The following is a 15,575-nucleotide window of genomic DNA, read 5'->3' on the forward strand; positions in this document are numbered from 1 at the left end:
TGGGAGCGGGCTTGCTCGCGAAGGCGGCCTTGAATGCACCACCGGGACAACATCCAGAAACAATTAAGCAGCCCAAAGGCCGCCCAATAAACTGTTCCCGTTACGTATACGTCACCCTCCGCTGTGGCGTTTCACCACGGCAGGATGCCATCACGCTACTCACCTACACACTTTTACTCCGGAGAAAATACGAACCAACTTGGTGCGAGCATTAAATCGACGCCCTTTCCTGGATCATAATCCACGGTGAAACCACCACCGCCCATAGCTGCGGATCGCGTTCGAAAAAGTCCAGCGCCCGCGTTTCAGACAGCTTGGCCAGTTGGTCGGCAGCCAGCCAGGCGGCGACTTTGGTACCTTCGTCCTGGGCAACGGCCTCGGCCGCGGCGATCAGATCCAGGGCCGGGTCGACCCACAATAGGGCACCCTTGGCGAAGAACGGCTCCAGCTCTTTCCAGGTAATAGGTGCGGTTTCACCAAGCAGTTTGGCATAGAGGGTGCTAGGTTCTTGATTCATGGGACCTGTCCGGAAAAGAAATCGGCGCGAATGATAACGTCGGTGGTCTGGCAGAAAAACCCGGTAGCAATTTGCAGTACCGATTGAAAAGCGCAGGAAAGCCAAGGATTGCCGATTTCACCGGACAAACCCCGCCGCCATTCTGTCTTTTTCTTTCAATTAAGCGACACCCTCAGGTTTTGCCCCCAAGCGCCAGCTTCCCTTGCCAACAATCGGCGCTCTACACTGTACCGGTACAGTTGCCGGGGGCATTTTCCGCGAGGATATTCAAGATATCTGACCCGGTTCTGCTGCTACGGCGCCAGGACTATAAAAACTACAACAGCATGAGTGGAGCACTATGACTAAGGCTACTAAGCAGATTTCCAAACTGTTTGCCGCTATGGTTCTGGCCGGGGTTGCCAGCCATTCGTTCGCCGCCGACACCATCAAGATCGGTATCGCCGGCCCAAAAACCGGCCCCGTAGCCCAATACGGCGACATGCAATTCAGTGGCTCCAAAATGGCCATCGAGCAGATCAACGCCAAGGGCGGCGTCAATGGCAAGCAACTGGTCGCCGTTGAATACGATGACGCCTGTGATCCAAAACAAGCGGTCGCTGTGGCGAACAAAGTCGTCAACGACGGCGTCAAGTTCGTGGTCGGCCACCTGTGCTCCAGCTCCACCCAACCGGCTTCGGACATCTACGAAGACGAAGGCGTGATCATGATCACGCCGGCCGCTACCAGCCCGGACATCACCGCTCGCGGCTACAAGATGATCTTCCGCACCATCGGCCTGGACAGCGCCCAGGGCCCTGCCGCCGGCAACTACATTGCCGACCACGTCAAGCCGAAAGTCGTTGCGGTCCTGCACGACAAGCAGCAATACGGCGAAGGTATCGCCAGTGCCGTGAAAACGACCCTCGAGAAGAAAGGCGTGAAAGTCGCCGTGTTCGAAGGCGTGAACGCCGGCGACAAAGACTTCTCCTCGATGATCGCCAAGCTCAAGCAAGCCAACGTCGACTTCGTCTACTACGGCGGCTACCACCCGGAGCTGGGTCTGATCCTGCGTCAATCCCAGGAAAAAGGCCTGAACGCCAAGTTCATGGGCCCGGAAGGCGTGGGTAACGACTCGATCTCGCAGATCGCCAAGGAAGCTTCCGAAGGCCTGCTGGTGACCCTGCCGAAATCCTTCGACCAGGATCCGGCCAACATCGCCCTGGCTGACGCGTTCAAAGCCAAGAAGGAAGACCCAAGCGGTCCGTTCGTGTTCCCGTCCTACTCCGCTGTGACCGTGATCGCCGACGCCATCAAGGCTGCCAAGAGCGAAGACCCGGAAAAAGTGGCTGAAGCCATCCACGCCGGTACTTTCAAAACCCCGACCGGTGACCTGAGCTTTGACGACAAGGGCGACCTGAAGGACTTCAAGTTTGTGGTTTACCAGTGGCATTTCGGCAAACCTAAAACCGAAGCTTCGCCTCAGTAAGGCCTGGCCTGACTGACTGCCAATAAAGCCCACGGCGTGCCGTGGGCTTTGTTTTAAATGTATTGGGCCGCGCTGGCGTGATCCGCCAGTCTCCCCACCTGAAAATCTCAAAACCGTCATCAGCGGTTCGCTGGCAAACCTCGTGCTCGAAGTGGATGCAGATCCACGGGGCCCGGGCGGGAAAATGACTCCACCAGTGAAATGCGTATCAGGTTTTTAGGAGCGCTGTAATGCCTGACATCTATCACTTCTTCCAGCAGCTGGTTAACGGTCTGACCGTTGGCAGCACGTATGCCCTGATCGCCATCGGCTATACGATGGTTTACGGCATCATTGGAATGATCAACTTCGCCCACGGCGAGGTGTACATGATCGGCTCCTACGTGGCGTTCATCGCCATCGCCGGGCTGGCCATGATGGGACTCGACAGTGTCCCGCTGTTGATGACCGCAGCTTTCATCGCGAGCATCGTGGTGACCAGTTCCTATGGTTACAGCATCGAACGGATCGCCTATCGCCCCTTGCGCGGCAGCAACCGTCTGATCCCGCTGATCTCGGCCATCGGCATGTCGATCTTCCTGCAGAACACGGTTCTGCTTTCGCAAGACTCCAAGGACAAATCCATTCCCAACCTGATTCCAGGTAACTTTACCTTCGGGCCAGGCGGGGCACAGGAAGTGCTGATTTCCTACATGCAAATCGTGGTGTTCGTGGTGACCCTGGTCGCCATGCTCGGCCTGACGCTGTTCATCTCCCGTTCCCGTCTGGGTCGCGCCTGTCGCGCCTGTGCCGAGGACATCAAGATGGCCAACCTGCTGGGCATCAACACCAACAACATCATCGCCCTGACCTTCGTCATCGGCGCGGCCCTGGCGGCCATCGCCGCCGTGCTGTTGAGCATGCAATACGGTGTGATCAACCCCAACGCCGGTTTCCTCGTGGGCCTGAAGGCCTTCACCGCCGCGGTACTGGGCGGCATCGGCAGCATCCCCGGAGCCATGCTCGGCGGGCTGGTGCTGGGCGTGGCGGAAGCCTTTGGTGCCGACATCTTCGGCGATCAATACAAGGACGTCGTGGCGTTCGGCTTGTTGGTTCTGGTGCTGCTGTTCCGGCCGACCGGCATCCTGGGCCGTCCGGAGGTTGAGAAGGTATGACTAAACATCTTAAATCGGCGCTCTTCAGCGCGCTGTTGGTCTGGGCGGTCGCGTACCCGGTACTCGGCCTGAAACTGACCATCGTCGGCATCGACCTTGAAGTGCACGGCACCAGCCCGGCCATCCTGGCGACCATCGCCGTGTGTTCGGTGCTGATGTTCCTGCGGGTGCTGTTCAGCACGCAGATCAGCGCCGCCTGGAAGGCATCGCCCGGCCTGCCGATAGTCCCGGCCAAGGCCAGCAACTTCCTGACCCTGCCGACGACCCAGCGCTGGATCATCCTGGCCCTGATCGTCATCGCGCTGGTCTGGCCGTTTTTCGGCTCTCGCGGTGCGGTGGACATCGCCACCCTGATCCTGATCTACGTGATGCTGGGCCTGGGCCTGAACATCGTGGTAGGGCTGGCCGGTCTGCTGGACCTGGGTTACGTCGGCTTCTATGCCGTCGGCGCCTACAGCTACGCGCTGCTGTCCCACTACTTCGGCTTGAGCTTCTGGATCTGCCTGCCCATCGCCGGGATGATGGCCGCCACCTTCGGTTTCCTGCTGGGTTTCCCGGTGCTGCGCTTGCGCGGTGACTACCTGGCAATCGTGACCCTGGGTTTCGGCGAGATCATCCGTCTGTTCCTGCGCAACCTGACCGACATCACCGGCGGTCCGAACGGCATCAGCAACATCGAGAAGCCGACGTTCTTCGGCCTGACCTTCGAACGCAAAGCCGCTGAAGGCCTGCAGACCTTCCACGAGTACTTCGGACTGCCCTACAACTCGATCAACAAGGTGATTTTCCTCTACCTGGTTGCGCTGTTGCTGGCCCTGGCTGCGCTGTTCGTCATCAACCGCCTGCTGCGCATGCCTATCGGGCGCGCGTGGGAAGCGCTGCGTGAAGACGAAATCGCCTGCCGTGCCCTGGGTCTGAACCCGACCGTGATCAAGCTCTCGGCCTTCACCCTCGGTGCCGCCTTCGCCGGTTTTGCCGGTAGCTTCTTTGCTGCCCGTCAGGGTCTGGTGACGCCGGAATCCTTCACCTTCATCGAGTCGGCGATCATCCTCGCCATCGTGGTGCTGGGCGGGATGGGCTCGCAGCTGGGTGTGATCCTGGCGGCGATCGTGATGATCCTGTTGCCTGAAATGATGCGAGAATTCAGCGAATACCGCATGTTGATGTTCGGCGCCTTGATGGTGCTGATGATGATCTGGCGTCCTCAAGGTCTGCTGCCTATGCAACGCCCGCACATGGAGCTGCGCAAATGAGCCGCGAGATCCTGAAAGTCGAAAACTTGAGCATGCGCTTCGGCGGTTTGCTGGCGGTCAATGGCGTGGCCCTGACCGTGAAAGAGAAACAGGTCGTTGCACTGATCGGGCCGAACGGCGCGGGCAAGACCACCGTGTTCAACTGCCTGACCGGCTTCTATCAGCCTACCGGCGGCACCATCCTGCTGGACGGCGAGCCGATCCAGGGCTTGCCTGGTCACCACATCGCCCGCAAGGGTGTGGTGCGCACCTTCCAGAACGTGCGGCTGTTCAAGGACATGACGGCGGTCGAGAACCTGTTGATCGCCCAGCACCGTCACCTGAACACCAACTTCTTTGCCGGCCTGTTCAAGACCCCGGCGTTCCGCAAGAGCGAACGCGAGGCCATGGAGTTCGCCGAGTATTGGCTGGAGAAGGTCAACCTCAAGGAGTTCGCCAACCGTACCGCCGGAACCCTGGCCTACGGTCAGCAACGGCGCCTGGAAATCGCCCGCTGCATGATGACCCGTCCGCGGATCCTCATGCTCGACGAACCGGCCGCCGGCCTGAACCCGAAGGAAACCGAAGACCTCAAAGCGCTGATCGGCGTGCTGCGCGAGGAGCACGATGTCACCGTGTTGCTGATCGAGCACGACATGAAGCTGGTCATGAGCATTTCCGACCATATCGTCGTGATCAATCAGGGCACACCGCTGGCCGACGGTTCGCCGGAACAGATCCGCGACAATCCTGAAGTGATCAAAGCCTACCTGGGGGAAGCGTAAATGCTGCAGTTCGAAAACGTTTCCACCTTCTACGGCAAGATCCAGGCCCTGCACAGCGTCAACGTTGAAGTCCGCCAGGGCGAAATCGTGACGCTGATCGGTGCCAACGGTGCCGGCAAATCCACCCTGCTGATGACGCTCTGCGGTTCGCCCCAGGCCCACAGCGGCAGCATCCGCTACATGGGTGAGGAACTGGTGGGCCAGGACTCTTCGCAGATCATGCGCAAGAGCATCGCCGTGGTGCCGGAAGGTCGTCGGGTATTTGCCCGGCTGACCGTGGAAGAAAACCTTGCCATGGGCGGTTTTTTCACCGACAAGGGCGACTTCCAGGAGCAAATGGACAAGGTGCTGCACCTTTTCCCACGCCTCAAAGAACGCTTTAGTCAGCGTGGCGGCACCATGTCCGGCGGCGAACAGCAAATGCTCGCCATCGGTCGTGCGCTGATGAGCAAGCCCAAGCTGCTGCTGCTCGACGAACCTTCCCTGGGCCTGGCGCCGATCATCATCCAGCAGATCTTCGACATCATCGAACAACTGCGCAAGGATGGTGTGACGGTATTCCTGGTGGAGCAGAACGCCAACCAGGCGCTGAAAATCGCTGACCGGGCGTACGTGCTGGAGAACGGCCGGGTGGTGATGCAAGGCACTGGCGAAGCGCTGCTGACCGACCCGAAAGTACGCGAGGCGTACCTGGGCGGTTGAGCCTGTCGCAATGAAAAAAACGGCCTTCGGGCCGTTTTTTTTTGTAGGAGCTGTCGAGTGAAACGAGGCTGCGATCTTTCCCAGAACTTTTGAGTCCCAAGCGAAAGATCAAAAGATCGCAGGCTTCGCCAGCTCCTACAGATCTCAGCGGAAGCAAGCTCCCTCGCCACAGATTTGGGGATAACCAAAAAAAATCTACAGCCGCTGTAACACTTTCCCACCTACCCTCTCTAGTTCAGCAGACCGGCGCTAACGCCGGTTCATTTCCTGAAACTGGAGAATCATCATGACTGCTTCGACCCGCACCCTGTCCGCCGCCGCCCTGGCTCTGGCCCTTGGCTCCGCCTTGAGCATGACAGGCGTCTCGACTGTCCATGCCGCTGACGACACCATGGAAAAATGCTTCGGTGTCGCCCTCAAAGGCCAGAACGACTGCGCCGCCGGCGCTGGCACCACCTGTGCCGGCACCGCGAAGATGGACTATCAGGCCAACGCCTGGAAATCGGTCCCTAAAGGCACCTGCACCACCATGGAAAGCAAAACCTCCCCGACTGGTTTCGGCCAGCTCGAAGCGTTCAAAGCCAAGTCTTGATCGCATCTGCCTGAGGCCAATCTCCATGTCGAAAGCCCCCTCCCTCGCTACCGATACCCGGCTACCGCCAAGGGCAGGGTTGGGGCTCAAGACCGAGCATTTTCGTGAAGTGCTCCAGACCCGACCGGATCTGGGTTTCTTCGAAGTGCACGCGGAAAACTACATGGTGGCCGGCGGGCCGTTTCATCACTTCCTGGGGCGGATACGCGAACAGTATCCGTTGTCACTGCACGGTGTCGGTCTGTCGATCGGTGGCGAGGGTCCGTTGGACAATGCGCATCTGCAACGTCTGGCAGCACTGATCGAACGCTATCAGCCCCAGTCTTTTTCCGAACACCTGGCCTGGTCCAGCCATGGCCCGATGTTCCTCAATGACCTGTTGCCCCTGGCCTACGATGAAACGACGCTCAAGCGCGTCTGCGAACACATCGATCAGGTCCAGTCCAGCCTCAAATGCACGCTGCTACTGGAAAACCCGGCCACTTATCTGGCGTTCGAGGATTCAACCCTCGACGAGCCCGACTTCATCAGTGAAGTCATCCGTCGCACCGGCTGTGGACTGTTGCTGGATGTGAACAACGTCTACGTTTCGTGCATCAATCATTGCCGTGATCCCTTGGCCTACCTCGACGCATTGCCTCTGCACGCCACCGGGGAAATTCATCTGGCCGGGTTTGCCGAAGACGCCGACAGCCTGGGTGAGCGTTTGCTGATCGATGACCACGGTGCCCCCATCGATAACGAGGTCTGGCGTTTGTATCGCACGGTACTGGCGCGGACCGGGCCAGTCGCCACGCTGATCGAGCGCGACAACCGCATCCCGACGTTGGGAGTGCTGCTGGCCGAAGCCGCTCAAGCCGATCAACTGTTAAACACCGCTGGGGGCCGGCCATGAGCCGCTACAGCGAATTCGCCGCTGCCCTGCTCGACCCGCACAAAGCTTGCCCGCAGGGTTTGACCTGCGCCACGGGCGCCGATCCAGAAAGCCGGTTCGCGGTGTATCGCAACAACGTGCTCAGCTCGTTGATCAACGCCCTGGCCGACAACTACCCGGTGGTGGCGCAACTGGTGGGCGAAGATTTTTTCCGCGCCATGGCCGGAATGTACGTCCAGTCCGCCGCACCGCGAAGCCCGGTCATGAGTGACTACGGTGCAGACTTTGCCGGATTCATCGAACATTTCGAACCCGCCGCCAACGTGCCGTACCTGGCGGATGTCGCCCGACTGGAGCGCTTGCAGGTGCAAGCCTGGCACGCCGCCGACGCCCGGCCCATGGACGCACACCAGGTCATGCAAGTGCTGTCATCCCCCGCATCCCATGATCATCTGAGGGTTGGTCTTCACCCGTCACTGCACCTGTTGCAATCACCCTTCGCCGTGGTGGCGATCTGGGCGGCCCATCAACAAGCGCCCGTCGTGCCGTTCGACCCCTTCTCACCGCAATACGCCCTGGTACTGCGCAACGACCTGGAGGTGGAAGTGTTTGCGATCAGCCCCGGTACCCACGATTTCATCCAGGACCTGCTGCAAGGTGTGTCCCTGTCCACGGCCATTGATGCCTCAACCGGGCGCGACAGCGATCTGGAACTGGAGCACACCCTGGCGCAGCTCATCAGCCACCGAGCCATCATCCATTTGTTACCTGAGCAGGTATTGCCATGAACGCCCTGATCACTCGCGCCATCCAATGGCTGGATAAAATCCCTCACAGCCTGATCGCCTTCGTCGCACGATTCTCCATCGCCGCGGTGTTCTGGAAATCCGGTCAGACCAAAATCGAAGGCCTGGCCATCGACCTGATCGACGGCACCTTCCAGCTCGGCGTGCCGCGACTGGCCGATTCGACCATTCCCCTGTTCAAAAGCGAATACGCCTTGCCGCTGCTGTCGCCAGAACTGGCGGCGCATCTGGCGGCAGTGGCCGAGCACGTGTTCCCGACCCTGATTCTGTTTGGCCTGGCGACACGCTTCTCGGCCCTGGCCCTGCTGGGCATGACCTTGACCATTCAACTGTTCGTCTACCCCGACGCCTATCCGACCCATGGCACCTGGGCGGCGGTACTGCTTTATCTGATGGCGCGCGGGCCGGGCAAACTGTCACTCGACCACCTGATCGCCAGGCACTACGCTCGCTGATCAAGGTCGGGACTCCTGTGGGAGCGAGCCTGCTCGCGATAGCAATATCAGCGTCAACGCAGTGGTTGACTGATCCACCGCTATCGCGAGCAGGCTCGCTCCCACAAGGGCTCGTGTGATGCCTTGCTATCGCTGAAGCCGATCCAACGCCTCGCCACTGCGCTTGAACCAGTCGATCAAATAATCGGCTAGCACCTGGGTGCGCTTGGGCAAACCGCCCTGGTACGGATGCACGAGGTACATCGGCATGCGACGGGTCTGAAAATCCCTGAGCAACCAGCGCAAACGTCCGTCAGCCAATTCCTCATGCAACAGATAGGACGGCAACCGGGCGATCCCGGCGCTGGCCAGGGCGGCTTTTTTCAGCAGGCTGTAGTGATTGCTGGCGAACGGCCCCGATACCCGCACCCGCAACAATTCGTGTTGCTGGTGATAGAGCCATTCCTCCCGACCGCTGTAATGACTGTTGAGCAGGCAGCGGTGTGCCGTAAGGCCCTGGGGTGTCAGGGGTTCGCCGTAGTGTTCGAGGTAGGCCGGGCTGGCGCAGGTCAGCTCATGCCAGGCCAGCAACGGACGCGCTACCAGGCGCTCATCAAGGGCCGCGTCGGAGCGGATCGCCAGGTCGAAGCCATCACGGGACAGATCCCGGTAGCCGTTGTTGAGCTCCAGTTCGATCTGCACGTCGGAGTAGCGCTGGGCGAATTCCGTCAGCAAACCTTCAAAGAAGGTTTCGCCCAACGACACCGGAACCGTCATACGCACCGGCCCGGAAATTTCGTCCTTCAGGCGAGCCAGGGCCTGACGCGCCCTTTGCACCTGCACCAACAACGCCTGGGCCTGGGGCAATAGCGCAGCCCCCGCTGCCGTGAGACTCAAGCGCCGCGTGGTGCGCTGTAGCAACACCACCGAAAACCGACTCTCCAGCAGGCTGATGCGCTTGGATAACTGGCCCTTGCTACAGCCCAATTGCTGGGCCGCCAGGGTGAAACTACCCGCCTCGATCAATACGGCGAACGCCGCCAGGTCGTCCATTTCGCTCATCAGATTGTTTCCAATTGAAAACCAAAGGTTGCCTATTAGCACGATTATCAAGAGAAAGAACCTCTCTAGACTGATGCTTCATCCAGCCCATTGAGGAACAGCTAATGAAAATCCTGTTGATCGGCGCCAGCGGCACCATTGGTTCGGCCATTGATAACGAACTGTCGCCGCGTCACGACATTGTGCGTATCGGCCGTCACAGCGGCGACCTGCACGTGGATATCAGTGACAGCAGCTCGATCCGCGCCCTGTTCGAGAAGACCGGCCACTTCGATGCACTGGTCTGCGCCGCGGGCAACGTCACCTTTGCCCCTTTGGACGAGATGACGCAGGACAGCTTCGCCTTGGGCTTGAAAGACAAACTGATGGGCCAGGTCAATCTGCTGCTGATCGGCCGCGAATTCGCCAACGACGGGGCGTCCTTCACCTTCACCACTGGCGTGCTCAGCCACGATCCGATCAGAAGCGGTGCATCGGCGGCCCTGGTCAACGGTGCCCTGGACAGTTTCGTGCGGGCCGCGGCCATCGAATTGCCCCGGGGCTTGCGGGTCAACTCGGTGAGTCCGAACGTGCTGCTCGAAGCCATGGACAACTATGCCCCGTACTTCCGTGGCTATAAGCCGGTGCCAGCCGCCGATGTCGCATTGGCCTACGCCAAGAGTGTCGAAGGCCTGCAGACCGGGCAGACCTTTCACGTTGGTTGACCCCTTGTGATGCAGGATCAGTCTGCGTAACGTGGCGGCACTTGTCTGGAGACTCAATGATGCGTGCCGCCCGTTCCCTGCTGTTTGTCGCCCTCCTGCCGCTTTTCGCCGGCTGCCAGTTGCTCGACGCTCCACGCCAGAGCGTTTCCCATGCCGGCCAGATGCGCATGCAGGGCGAACTGACTGCAGCCGATGGCAAGTTGGTGTTTCAGCCGTGCCAGGAACAGCGTCGTTACATCGTCAACGACAGCGGCGGCACCAGCGTGCTGCAAGAGGCCGCCAACCTGGCCGATGACCAGGGCAAACTGTTTGCCGATGTGCGAGGCCATATCGTCACCAGCGCAGCGGCCGGTACCGACAGCCAATTGAACCTGGAACAACTGTATCGCCTGGAGCGTTCAGGCAACGCTTGCGACGACGCTGACTTCAAGCGGCTGCTGCTGCGCGCCGCCGGCCATGGCCCCGAGTGGAATCTGGACGCCAGTGGCAAGGGCCTGGTGCTCGAACGTGAGGGCCAGCCACCTCTGGCAGTGCCTTTCGTTGAAGAACAACTGGGCGATGGCCGCTTCAATCTCGGCACCGAAGCCAACGGCCAGAAGGTCGAGCTTTGGGTCACTCCCCAGCGCTGCGTCGACAGCGCGACCGGCAGCGTGCAGCACATGAGCGCCGAGCTGCGGGTCAACGGTCAGGTACAGCGCGGCTGCGCTTACTTCGGCGGTGCGCGTAACGACTGATTCGAAGGTTTTTGGCTTATAATCGCCGCCTCACGCCCTGGCGCAGTTGTGCGTCCCGCGAACCGGATCCTGTCATGTTACGAATCACCGAACTCAAGCTGCCGATCGACCATCCCGAAGAAGACCTGCGCCCAGCCATCGTGCAGCGCCTGGGCATCGCCAGCGATGACCTGCTCGACTTCACCCTGTTCAAACGCAGCTACGATGCGCGTAAGAAGTCCTCCGAACTGTGCTTCATCTACACCATCGACCTGACGGTGCGCGATGAAGCCGGCTTGCTGCGCAAGTTCGCCGATGACCGTAACGTCAACCCGGCGCCGGATGTCAGCTATAAAGTGGTGGGCCAGGCGCCCGCTGACCTGAGCGAGCGGCCGATCGTGGTCGGCTTCGGCCCGTGCGGGATCTTCGCCGCCATGTTGCTGGCACAGATGGGCTTCAAGCCGATCATCCTCGAGCGTGGCCCCGAAGTGCGCCAGCGCACCAAGGACACCTGGGGCCTGTGGCGCAAAAGCGTACTCAACCCCGAATCCAACGTGCAGTTCGGCGAAGGCGGTGCGGGGACGTTCTCCGATGGCAAGCTCTACAGCCAGATCAAGGACCCCAAGTTCCTGGGTCGTAAAGTGCTGCACGAATTCGTCAAGGCCGGCGCGCCGGAAGAAATCCTCTACGTCAGCAAGCCGCACATCGGTACGTTCCGCCTGACAGGCGTCGTGGAAAACATGCGTGAGCAGATTCGCGCCCTCGGCGGTGAAGTACGCTTCCAGCAGCGGGTCACGGATGTGTTGATCGAGGACGGCCAGTTGGTCGGTGTTGAACTGGCCAGTGGCGAACGTATTCATTCCAGACATGTGATTCTGGCCCTGGGCCACAGCGCCCGGGACACGTTCCGCATGCTCCACGGCCGCGGCGTGTACATGGAAGCCAAGCCGTTCTCGGTGGGGTTCCGTATCGAACACCCGCAATCGCTGATCGACAGCGCGCGCCTGGGCAAATATGCCGGCCACCCGAAGCTTGGCGCCGCCGATTACAAACTGGTGCACCACGCCAAGAACGGTCGCTCGGTGTACAGCTTCTGCATGTGTCCGGGCGGCACCGTGGTGGCGGCCACCTCCGAGCCGAACCGCGTCGTGACCAACGGCATGAGCCAGTATTCACGCAACGAACGCAACGCCAACTCCGGCATCGTGGTGGGCATTACCCCGGAAGTGGATTACCCGGGCGGCCCCTTGGCGGGCATCGAATTGCAGGAGCGTCTGGAATCCCACGCTTTCGTGCTCGGTGGCAGCAACTACGAAGCCCCGGCACAACTGGTGGGCGACTTCATTGCCGGCAAACCGTCTACGGCGCTGGGCAGCGTCGAGCCGTCCTACAAACCGGGTGTGTCTTTGGGCGACCTGGCCCTGGCCCTGCCCGACTTCGCCATCGACGCCATCCGTGAAGCCCTGCCAGCGTTCGAAAAGCAGATCCGCGGCTACTCGCTGCACGACGCCGTGCTGACCGGCATTGAAACCCGCACCTCGTCGCCGCTGCGCATCACCCGCGACGAAACGTTGCAAAGCCTGAACGTCAAGGGCTTGTTTCCGGCTGGCGAAGGCGCTGGCTACGCGGGCGGGATTCTGTCGGCGGGCGTGGACGGGATCCGGATTGCCGAGGCGGTGGCGCGGGATATCCTGGGCCTGGAAGCCTGACACCATCCCCCTGTGGGAGAAGCTTTGTGGGAGCAGGGCTTGCCCGCGATGCAGGCAACTCGGTCTATCAGGTGAACCGAGGTGATGATATCGCGGGCAAGCCCTGCTCCCACACAAGCCCGCTCCCACAAGGGATCTCAGTGTTTTCCAGTGTTCAGATATTGGCTCGAAGCACACTTTCCGGCAGCGCCTCACCCCGCTCGACACTCGCCGCCACGGCATCCATCAGCCCGCTTAACTCGTAGCCCTGGGCCTTGAGCCACGCCGGATCGTAGTAGGTCGTGGCATAACGCTCTCCGCCATCACACAAGATTGCCACGATCGAGCCCGTCTCCCCGGCTTCCACCATCTGCCTGGCGGCGATCAGCGCACCGATCAGGTTAGTGCCGCTGGATCCGCCGACCCGTCGGCCCAATCGCTGGGCCAGGTAGTGCATGGCCGCCAGCGACAAGGCATCCGGCACTTTGACCATCGCATCGATCACCTTGGGCAAAAACGACGCTTCGACCCGTGGCCGGCCGATACCTTCGATCCGCGAACCGCAATCCAGGCGCAGGCTCGCATCGCCGCTGCGGTAATAGTCGAAGAACACCGAACGCTCGGCGTCGGCACACAGCACACGGGTACAGTGCTGGCGGTAGCGTACGTAACGGCCCAGGGTCGCGGTGGTGCCGCCCGTGCCGGGGCTGGAAATCAGCCAGCTCGGCTCCGGATGCCGCTCGAAACGCATCTGCTGGAAGATCGATTCGGCAATGTTGTTATTGGCGCGCCAGTCAGTGGCGCGCTCGGCGTAGGTGAACTGGTCGATGAAGTGGCCGTCATGCTCACGGGCCAAGCGTTCGGACTCGGCGTAGATCTGCGTAGGATCGTCCACCAGGTGACTCTGGCCACCATAGAAGGCGATCTGTGCGATTTTTTCCCTGGACGTGGTCGCCGGCATCACCGCAATAAAGGGCAAGCCCAAAAGCCTCGCGAAGTAAGCCTCGGAAATGGCCGTCGATCCACTTGAAGCCTCGATCACCGGCGCTCCAGGCTTGAGCCAGCCGTTACACAACGCGTAGAGGAACAGCGAGCGGGCGAGTCGATGCTTGAGGCTGCCGGTGGGGTGGCTGGATTCATCCTTGAAGTACAACTCGATACCCGGCAGCCCTGGCAGCGCCAATGGAATCAAATGGGTGTCGGCGCTGCGCTGGAAGTCAGCTTCGATAATACGGATCGCTTCACGCGCCCACTGGCGGTGGTCATTCATGGTGTCTTCTCACTGGATCGATGCGACGCGGGGTAACCTGACGTTCAGGCAGGCACGATTTGTCTCGGAAAAACCAGTCGCAAGCTTAGGAAAAAACCGACATCGCGCACAGGTACAGCTAAGGTCCAATATGGCCTGTCACTGCCCACCGAGTGCAGCCCATGTGCTGTAACGACATATAACAAAAAAGAATATAACTTTTGTTTTAACTACTAACAGTACGGGTTAGGGTGGGCCATCTTTTTGATTTCATAGGGAGAGCTACCTTGGCTATCCGTAGCACTTTGGCACGTTTTCTTCAGTTGGAAGCCGCTGGCGGCCTGCTTTTGATTGCCGCCGCCGTCCTGGCACTGATACTCAATAACTCACCGCTGTCCTGGCTCTATACGGACTTTCTGGACGCCCCCGTGGTGGCCCAGATCGGAGCGCTGAAAATCGCCAAGCCGGCGCTGCTGTGGATCAATGACGGCCTGATGGCCCTGTTCTTCCTGCTGATCGGCCTGGAAGTCAAACGCGAGATACTCGACGGACAGCTGTCGAATCCCTCGCAAATCGTCTTGCCGGGTGCCGCGGCGATCGGCGGTATGGTGGTGCCGGCGCTGATCTACTGGTTCCTCAATCGTGACAACCCGGGCGCCCTCGCAGGCTGGGCGATCCCTACAGCCACGGACATTGCTTTCGCCCTCGGCGTGCTGGCCTTGCTGGGCAAGCGAGTGCCTGTGTCGCTCAAATTGTTCCTTATGACCCTGGCGATCATCGACGACCTGGGTGCCATTGTCATCATTGCCGTCTTCTACTCCGGCACATTGTCCACCTTGTCACTGGCGCTTGCCGCCGCCTGTATCGCTGCGCTGGTGGCGATGAACCGGATGGGCGCGGTCAAGCTCGGCCCTTACATGATCGTCGGCCTGATTCTCTGGGTCTGCGTGCTCAAGAGCGGCGTCCATGCCACCCTCGCCGGGGTGACCCTGGCGTTCTGCATTCCGCTGCGCACAAAAAACGCCGAGACCTCACCACTGCTGACCCTGGAACACGCCCTGCACCCCTGGGTGGCCTACGGCATCCTGCCTCTGTTCGCCTTCGCCAACGCCGGCCTGTCACTGAGTGGCGTCACCCTCGAGAGCTTCACCCATCATGTGCCAATGGGCATCGCCGTCGGCCTGTTGCTGGGCAAGACCGTGGGTGTCTTCGGCCTGACCTGGCTGGCGGTCAAGATCGGCATCGCCAGCCTCCCTGCCAATGCCAATTGGGGCCAGATACTGGGTGTGGCCATCCTGTGCGGTATCGGTTTCACCATGAGCCTGTTTGTCGGGTCCCTGGCCTTCGTGCCCGGCGCCAGCGAGTATGCCGGTATGGACCGGATGGGTATTCTCACCGGCTCGCTGCTGGCGGCGTTGCTGGGCTATGCGGTGACAGCGGCGGCTAGTCGTAAGCAGACTGCATTTAAAGCCAACTAAAATCACCTGATCGTGGTGATGTTTGTTGTGTATTTATTGGTGTGTTTATTGGTGTGTTTATCCGTTTCTTCGGTGACGGCCACTGGCGGTTCCGCTCTTACAGCGGCTCACTTTTGA

The 15,575-nt window shown here is 60.3% G+C and carries 16 protein-coding genes; 13 read left to right on the top strand and 3 right to left on the bottom strand.

Going from position 1 to position 15,575, the window contains the following annotated elements; genetic code table 11:
* Window positions 1-211 precede the first annotated feature (211 nt).
* The gene (locus tag HU811_RS16160; protein WP_092397016.1) at window positions 212-517 is read right to left on the bottom strand and encodes a DUF2288 domain-containing protein; all 306 of its coding nucleotides are present in this window, start codon (window positions 515-517) and stop codon (window positions 212-214) included.
* Between the two features lie 340 nt (window positions 518-857).
* Here HU811_RS16160 and HU811_RS16165 point away from each other — a divergent pair, with 340 nt between their 5' ends.
* From HU811_RS16165 to HU811_RS16205, 9 genes are all read left to right on the top strand, one after another.
* The gene (locus HU811_RS16165; RefSeq protein ID WP_186656916.1) at window positions 858-1,985 is read left to right on the top strand and encodes a branched-chain amino acid ABC transporter substrate-binding protein; all 1,128 of its coding nucleotides are present in this window, start codon (window positions 858-860) and stop codon (window positions 1,983-1,985) included.
* Window positions 1,986-2,215: 230 nt separating this feature from the next.
* On the top strand, window positions 2,216-3,139 hold the full coding sequence (gene livH / locus HU811_RS16170; RefSeq protein WP_047228386.1) for a high-affinity branched-chain amino acid ABC transporter permease LivH: 924 nt from the start codon (window positions 2,216-2,218) through the stop codon (window positions 3,137-3,139).
* The gene (locus HU811_RS16175; RefSeq protein WP_076386070.1) at window positions 3,136-4,392 is read left to right on the top strand and encodes a high-affinity branched-chain amino acid ABC transporter permease LivM; all 1,257 of its coding nucleotides are present in this window, start codon (window positions 3,136-3,138) and stop codon (window positions 4,390-4,392) included. The genes livH and HU811_RS16175 overlap by 4 nt, the downstream gene beginning before the upstream one ends.
* On the top strand, window positions 4,389-5,156 hold the full coding sequence (gene livG, locus HU811_RS16180; RefSeq protein WP_047228388.1) for a high-affinity branched-chain amino acid ABC transporter ATP-binding protein LivG: 768 nt from the start codon (window positions 4,389-4,391) through the stop codon (window positions 5,154-5,156). Before HU811_RS16175 ends, livG begins: the two co-directional genes overlap by 4 nt.
* Window positions 5,157-5,858, top strand: a complete 702-nt coding sequence (locus HU811_RS16185) for an ABC transporter ATP-binding protein (RefSeq protein WP_092397010.1) — start codon at window positions 5,157-5,159, stop codon at window positions 5,856-5,858.
* Window positions 5,859-6,144: 286 nt separating this feature from the next.
* The gene (locus HU811_RS16190; protein WP_092397008.1) at window positions 6,145-6,450 is read left to right on the top strand and encodes a BufA1 family periplasmic bufferin-type metallophore; all 306 of its coding nucleotides are present in this window, start codon (window positions 6,145-6,147) and stop codon (window positions 6,448-6,450) included.
* Between the two features lie 25 nt (window positions 6,451-6,475).
* The gene (gene bufB, locus HU811_RS16195; RefSeq protein WP_186656918.1) at window positions 6,476-7,345 is read left to right on the top strand and encodes an MNIO family bufferin maturase; all 870 of its coding nucleotides are present in this window, start codon (window positions 6,476-6,478) and stop codon (window positions 7,343-7,345) included.
* Window positions 7,342-8,112 (top strand): HvfC/BufC N-terminal domain-containing protein, encoded by a 771-nt coding sequence (locus HU811_RS16200; protein ID WP_186656920.1) that lies wholly within the window; start codon window positions 7,342-7,344, stop codon window positions 8,110-8,112. The genes bufB and HU811_RS16200 overlap by 4 nt, the downstream gene beginning before the upstream one ends.
* Complete coding sequence (locus tag HU811_RS16205) at window positions 8,109-8,585, top strand: DoxX family protein (RefSeq protein ID WP_186656922.1); 477 nt, start codon at window positions 8,109-8,111, stop codon at window positions 8,583-8,585. The genes HU811_RS16200 and HU811_RS16205 overlap by 4 nt, the downstream gene beginning before the upstream one ends.
* A gap of 126 nt (window positions 8,586-8,711) precedes the next feature.
* Here the strand turns inward: HU811_RS16205 and HU811_RS16210 are convergent, their stop codons facing one another.
* Complete coding sequence (locus tag HU811_RS16210; protein ID WP_186656924.1) at window positions 8,712-9,626, bottom strand: LysR family transcriptional regulator; 915 nt, start codon at window positions 9,624-9,626, stop codon at window positions 8,712-8,714.
* A 104-nt stretch (window positions 9,627-9,730) separates the two neighbouring features.
* Here HU811_RS16210 and HU811_RS16215 point away from each other — a divergent pair, with 104 nt between their 5' ends.
* The 3 genes from HU811_RS16215 (at window position 9,731) to HU811_RS16225 (ending at window position 12,752) form a co-directional block, all read left to right on the top strand.
* A complete protein-coding gene (locus HU811_RS16215) occupies window positions 9,731-10,330 on the top strand; it encodes a short chain dehydrogenase (RefSeq protein WP_092454288.1) in 600 nt (199 codons plus the stop codon).
* A gap of 59 nt (window positions 10,331-10,389) precedes the next feature.
* Window positions 10,390-11,064: a COG3650 family protein gene (locus tag HU811_RS16220; RefSeq protein WP_092397741.1), complete on the top strand. Its 675-nt coding sequence runs from the start codon at window positions 10,390-10,392 to the stop codon at window positions 11,062-11,064.
* A 74-nt stretch (window positions 11,065-11,138) separates the two neighbouring features.
* Window positions 11,139-12,752, top strand: coding sequence for an NAD(P)/FAD-dependent oxidoreductase (locus HU811_RS16225; RefSeq protein ID WP_186656926.1), 1,614 nt, complete (start codon window positions 11,139-11,141; stop codon window positions 12,750-12,752).
* 154 nt (window positions 12,753-12,906) lie between these two features.
* On the opposite strand, the gene HU811_RS16230 is transcribed toward HU811_RS16225, so the two are convergent.
* Window positions 12,907-14,001: a PLP-dependent cysteine synthase family protein gene (locus tag HU811_RS16230; protein ID WP_092454284.1), complete on the bottom strand. Its 1,095-nt coding sequence runs from the start codon at window positions 13,999-14,001 to the stop codon at window positions 12,907-12,909.
* Between the two features lie 266 nt (window positions 14,002-14,267).
* Between HU811_RS16230 and nhaA the strand changes: the two genes are divergently transcribed.
* Entirely contained in the window at window positions 14,268-15,458 is a 1,191-nt protein-coding gene (nhaA, locus tag HU811_RS16235; protein ID WP_092396992.1) for a Na+/H+ antiporter NhaA, read from the top strand.
* The last annotated feature ends 117 nt before the right edge of the window (window positions 15,459-15,575 follow it).

This window comes from Pseudomonas tehranensis (genome assembly GCF_014268615.1).
In the GTDB taxonomy this organism is placed as follows: domain Bacteria; phylum Pseudomonadota; class Gammaproteobacteria; order Pseudomonadales; family Pseudomonadaceae; genus Aquipseudomonas; species Aquipseudomonas tehranensis.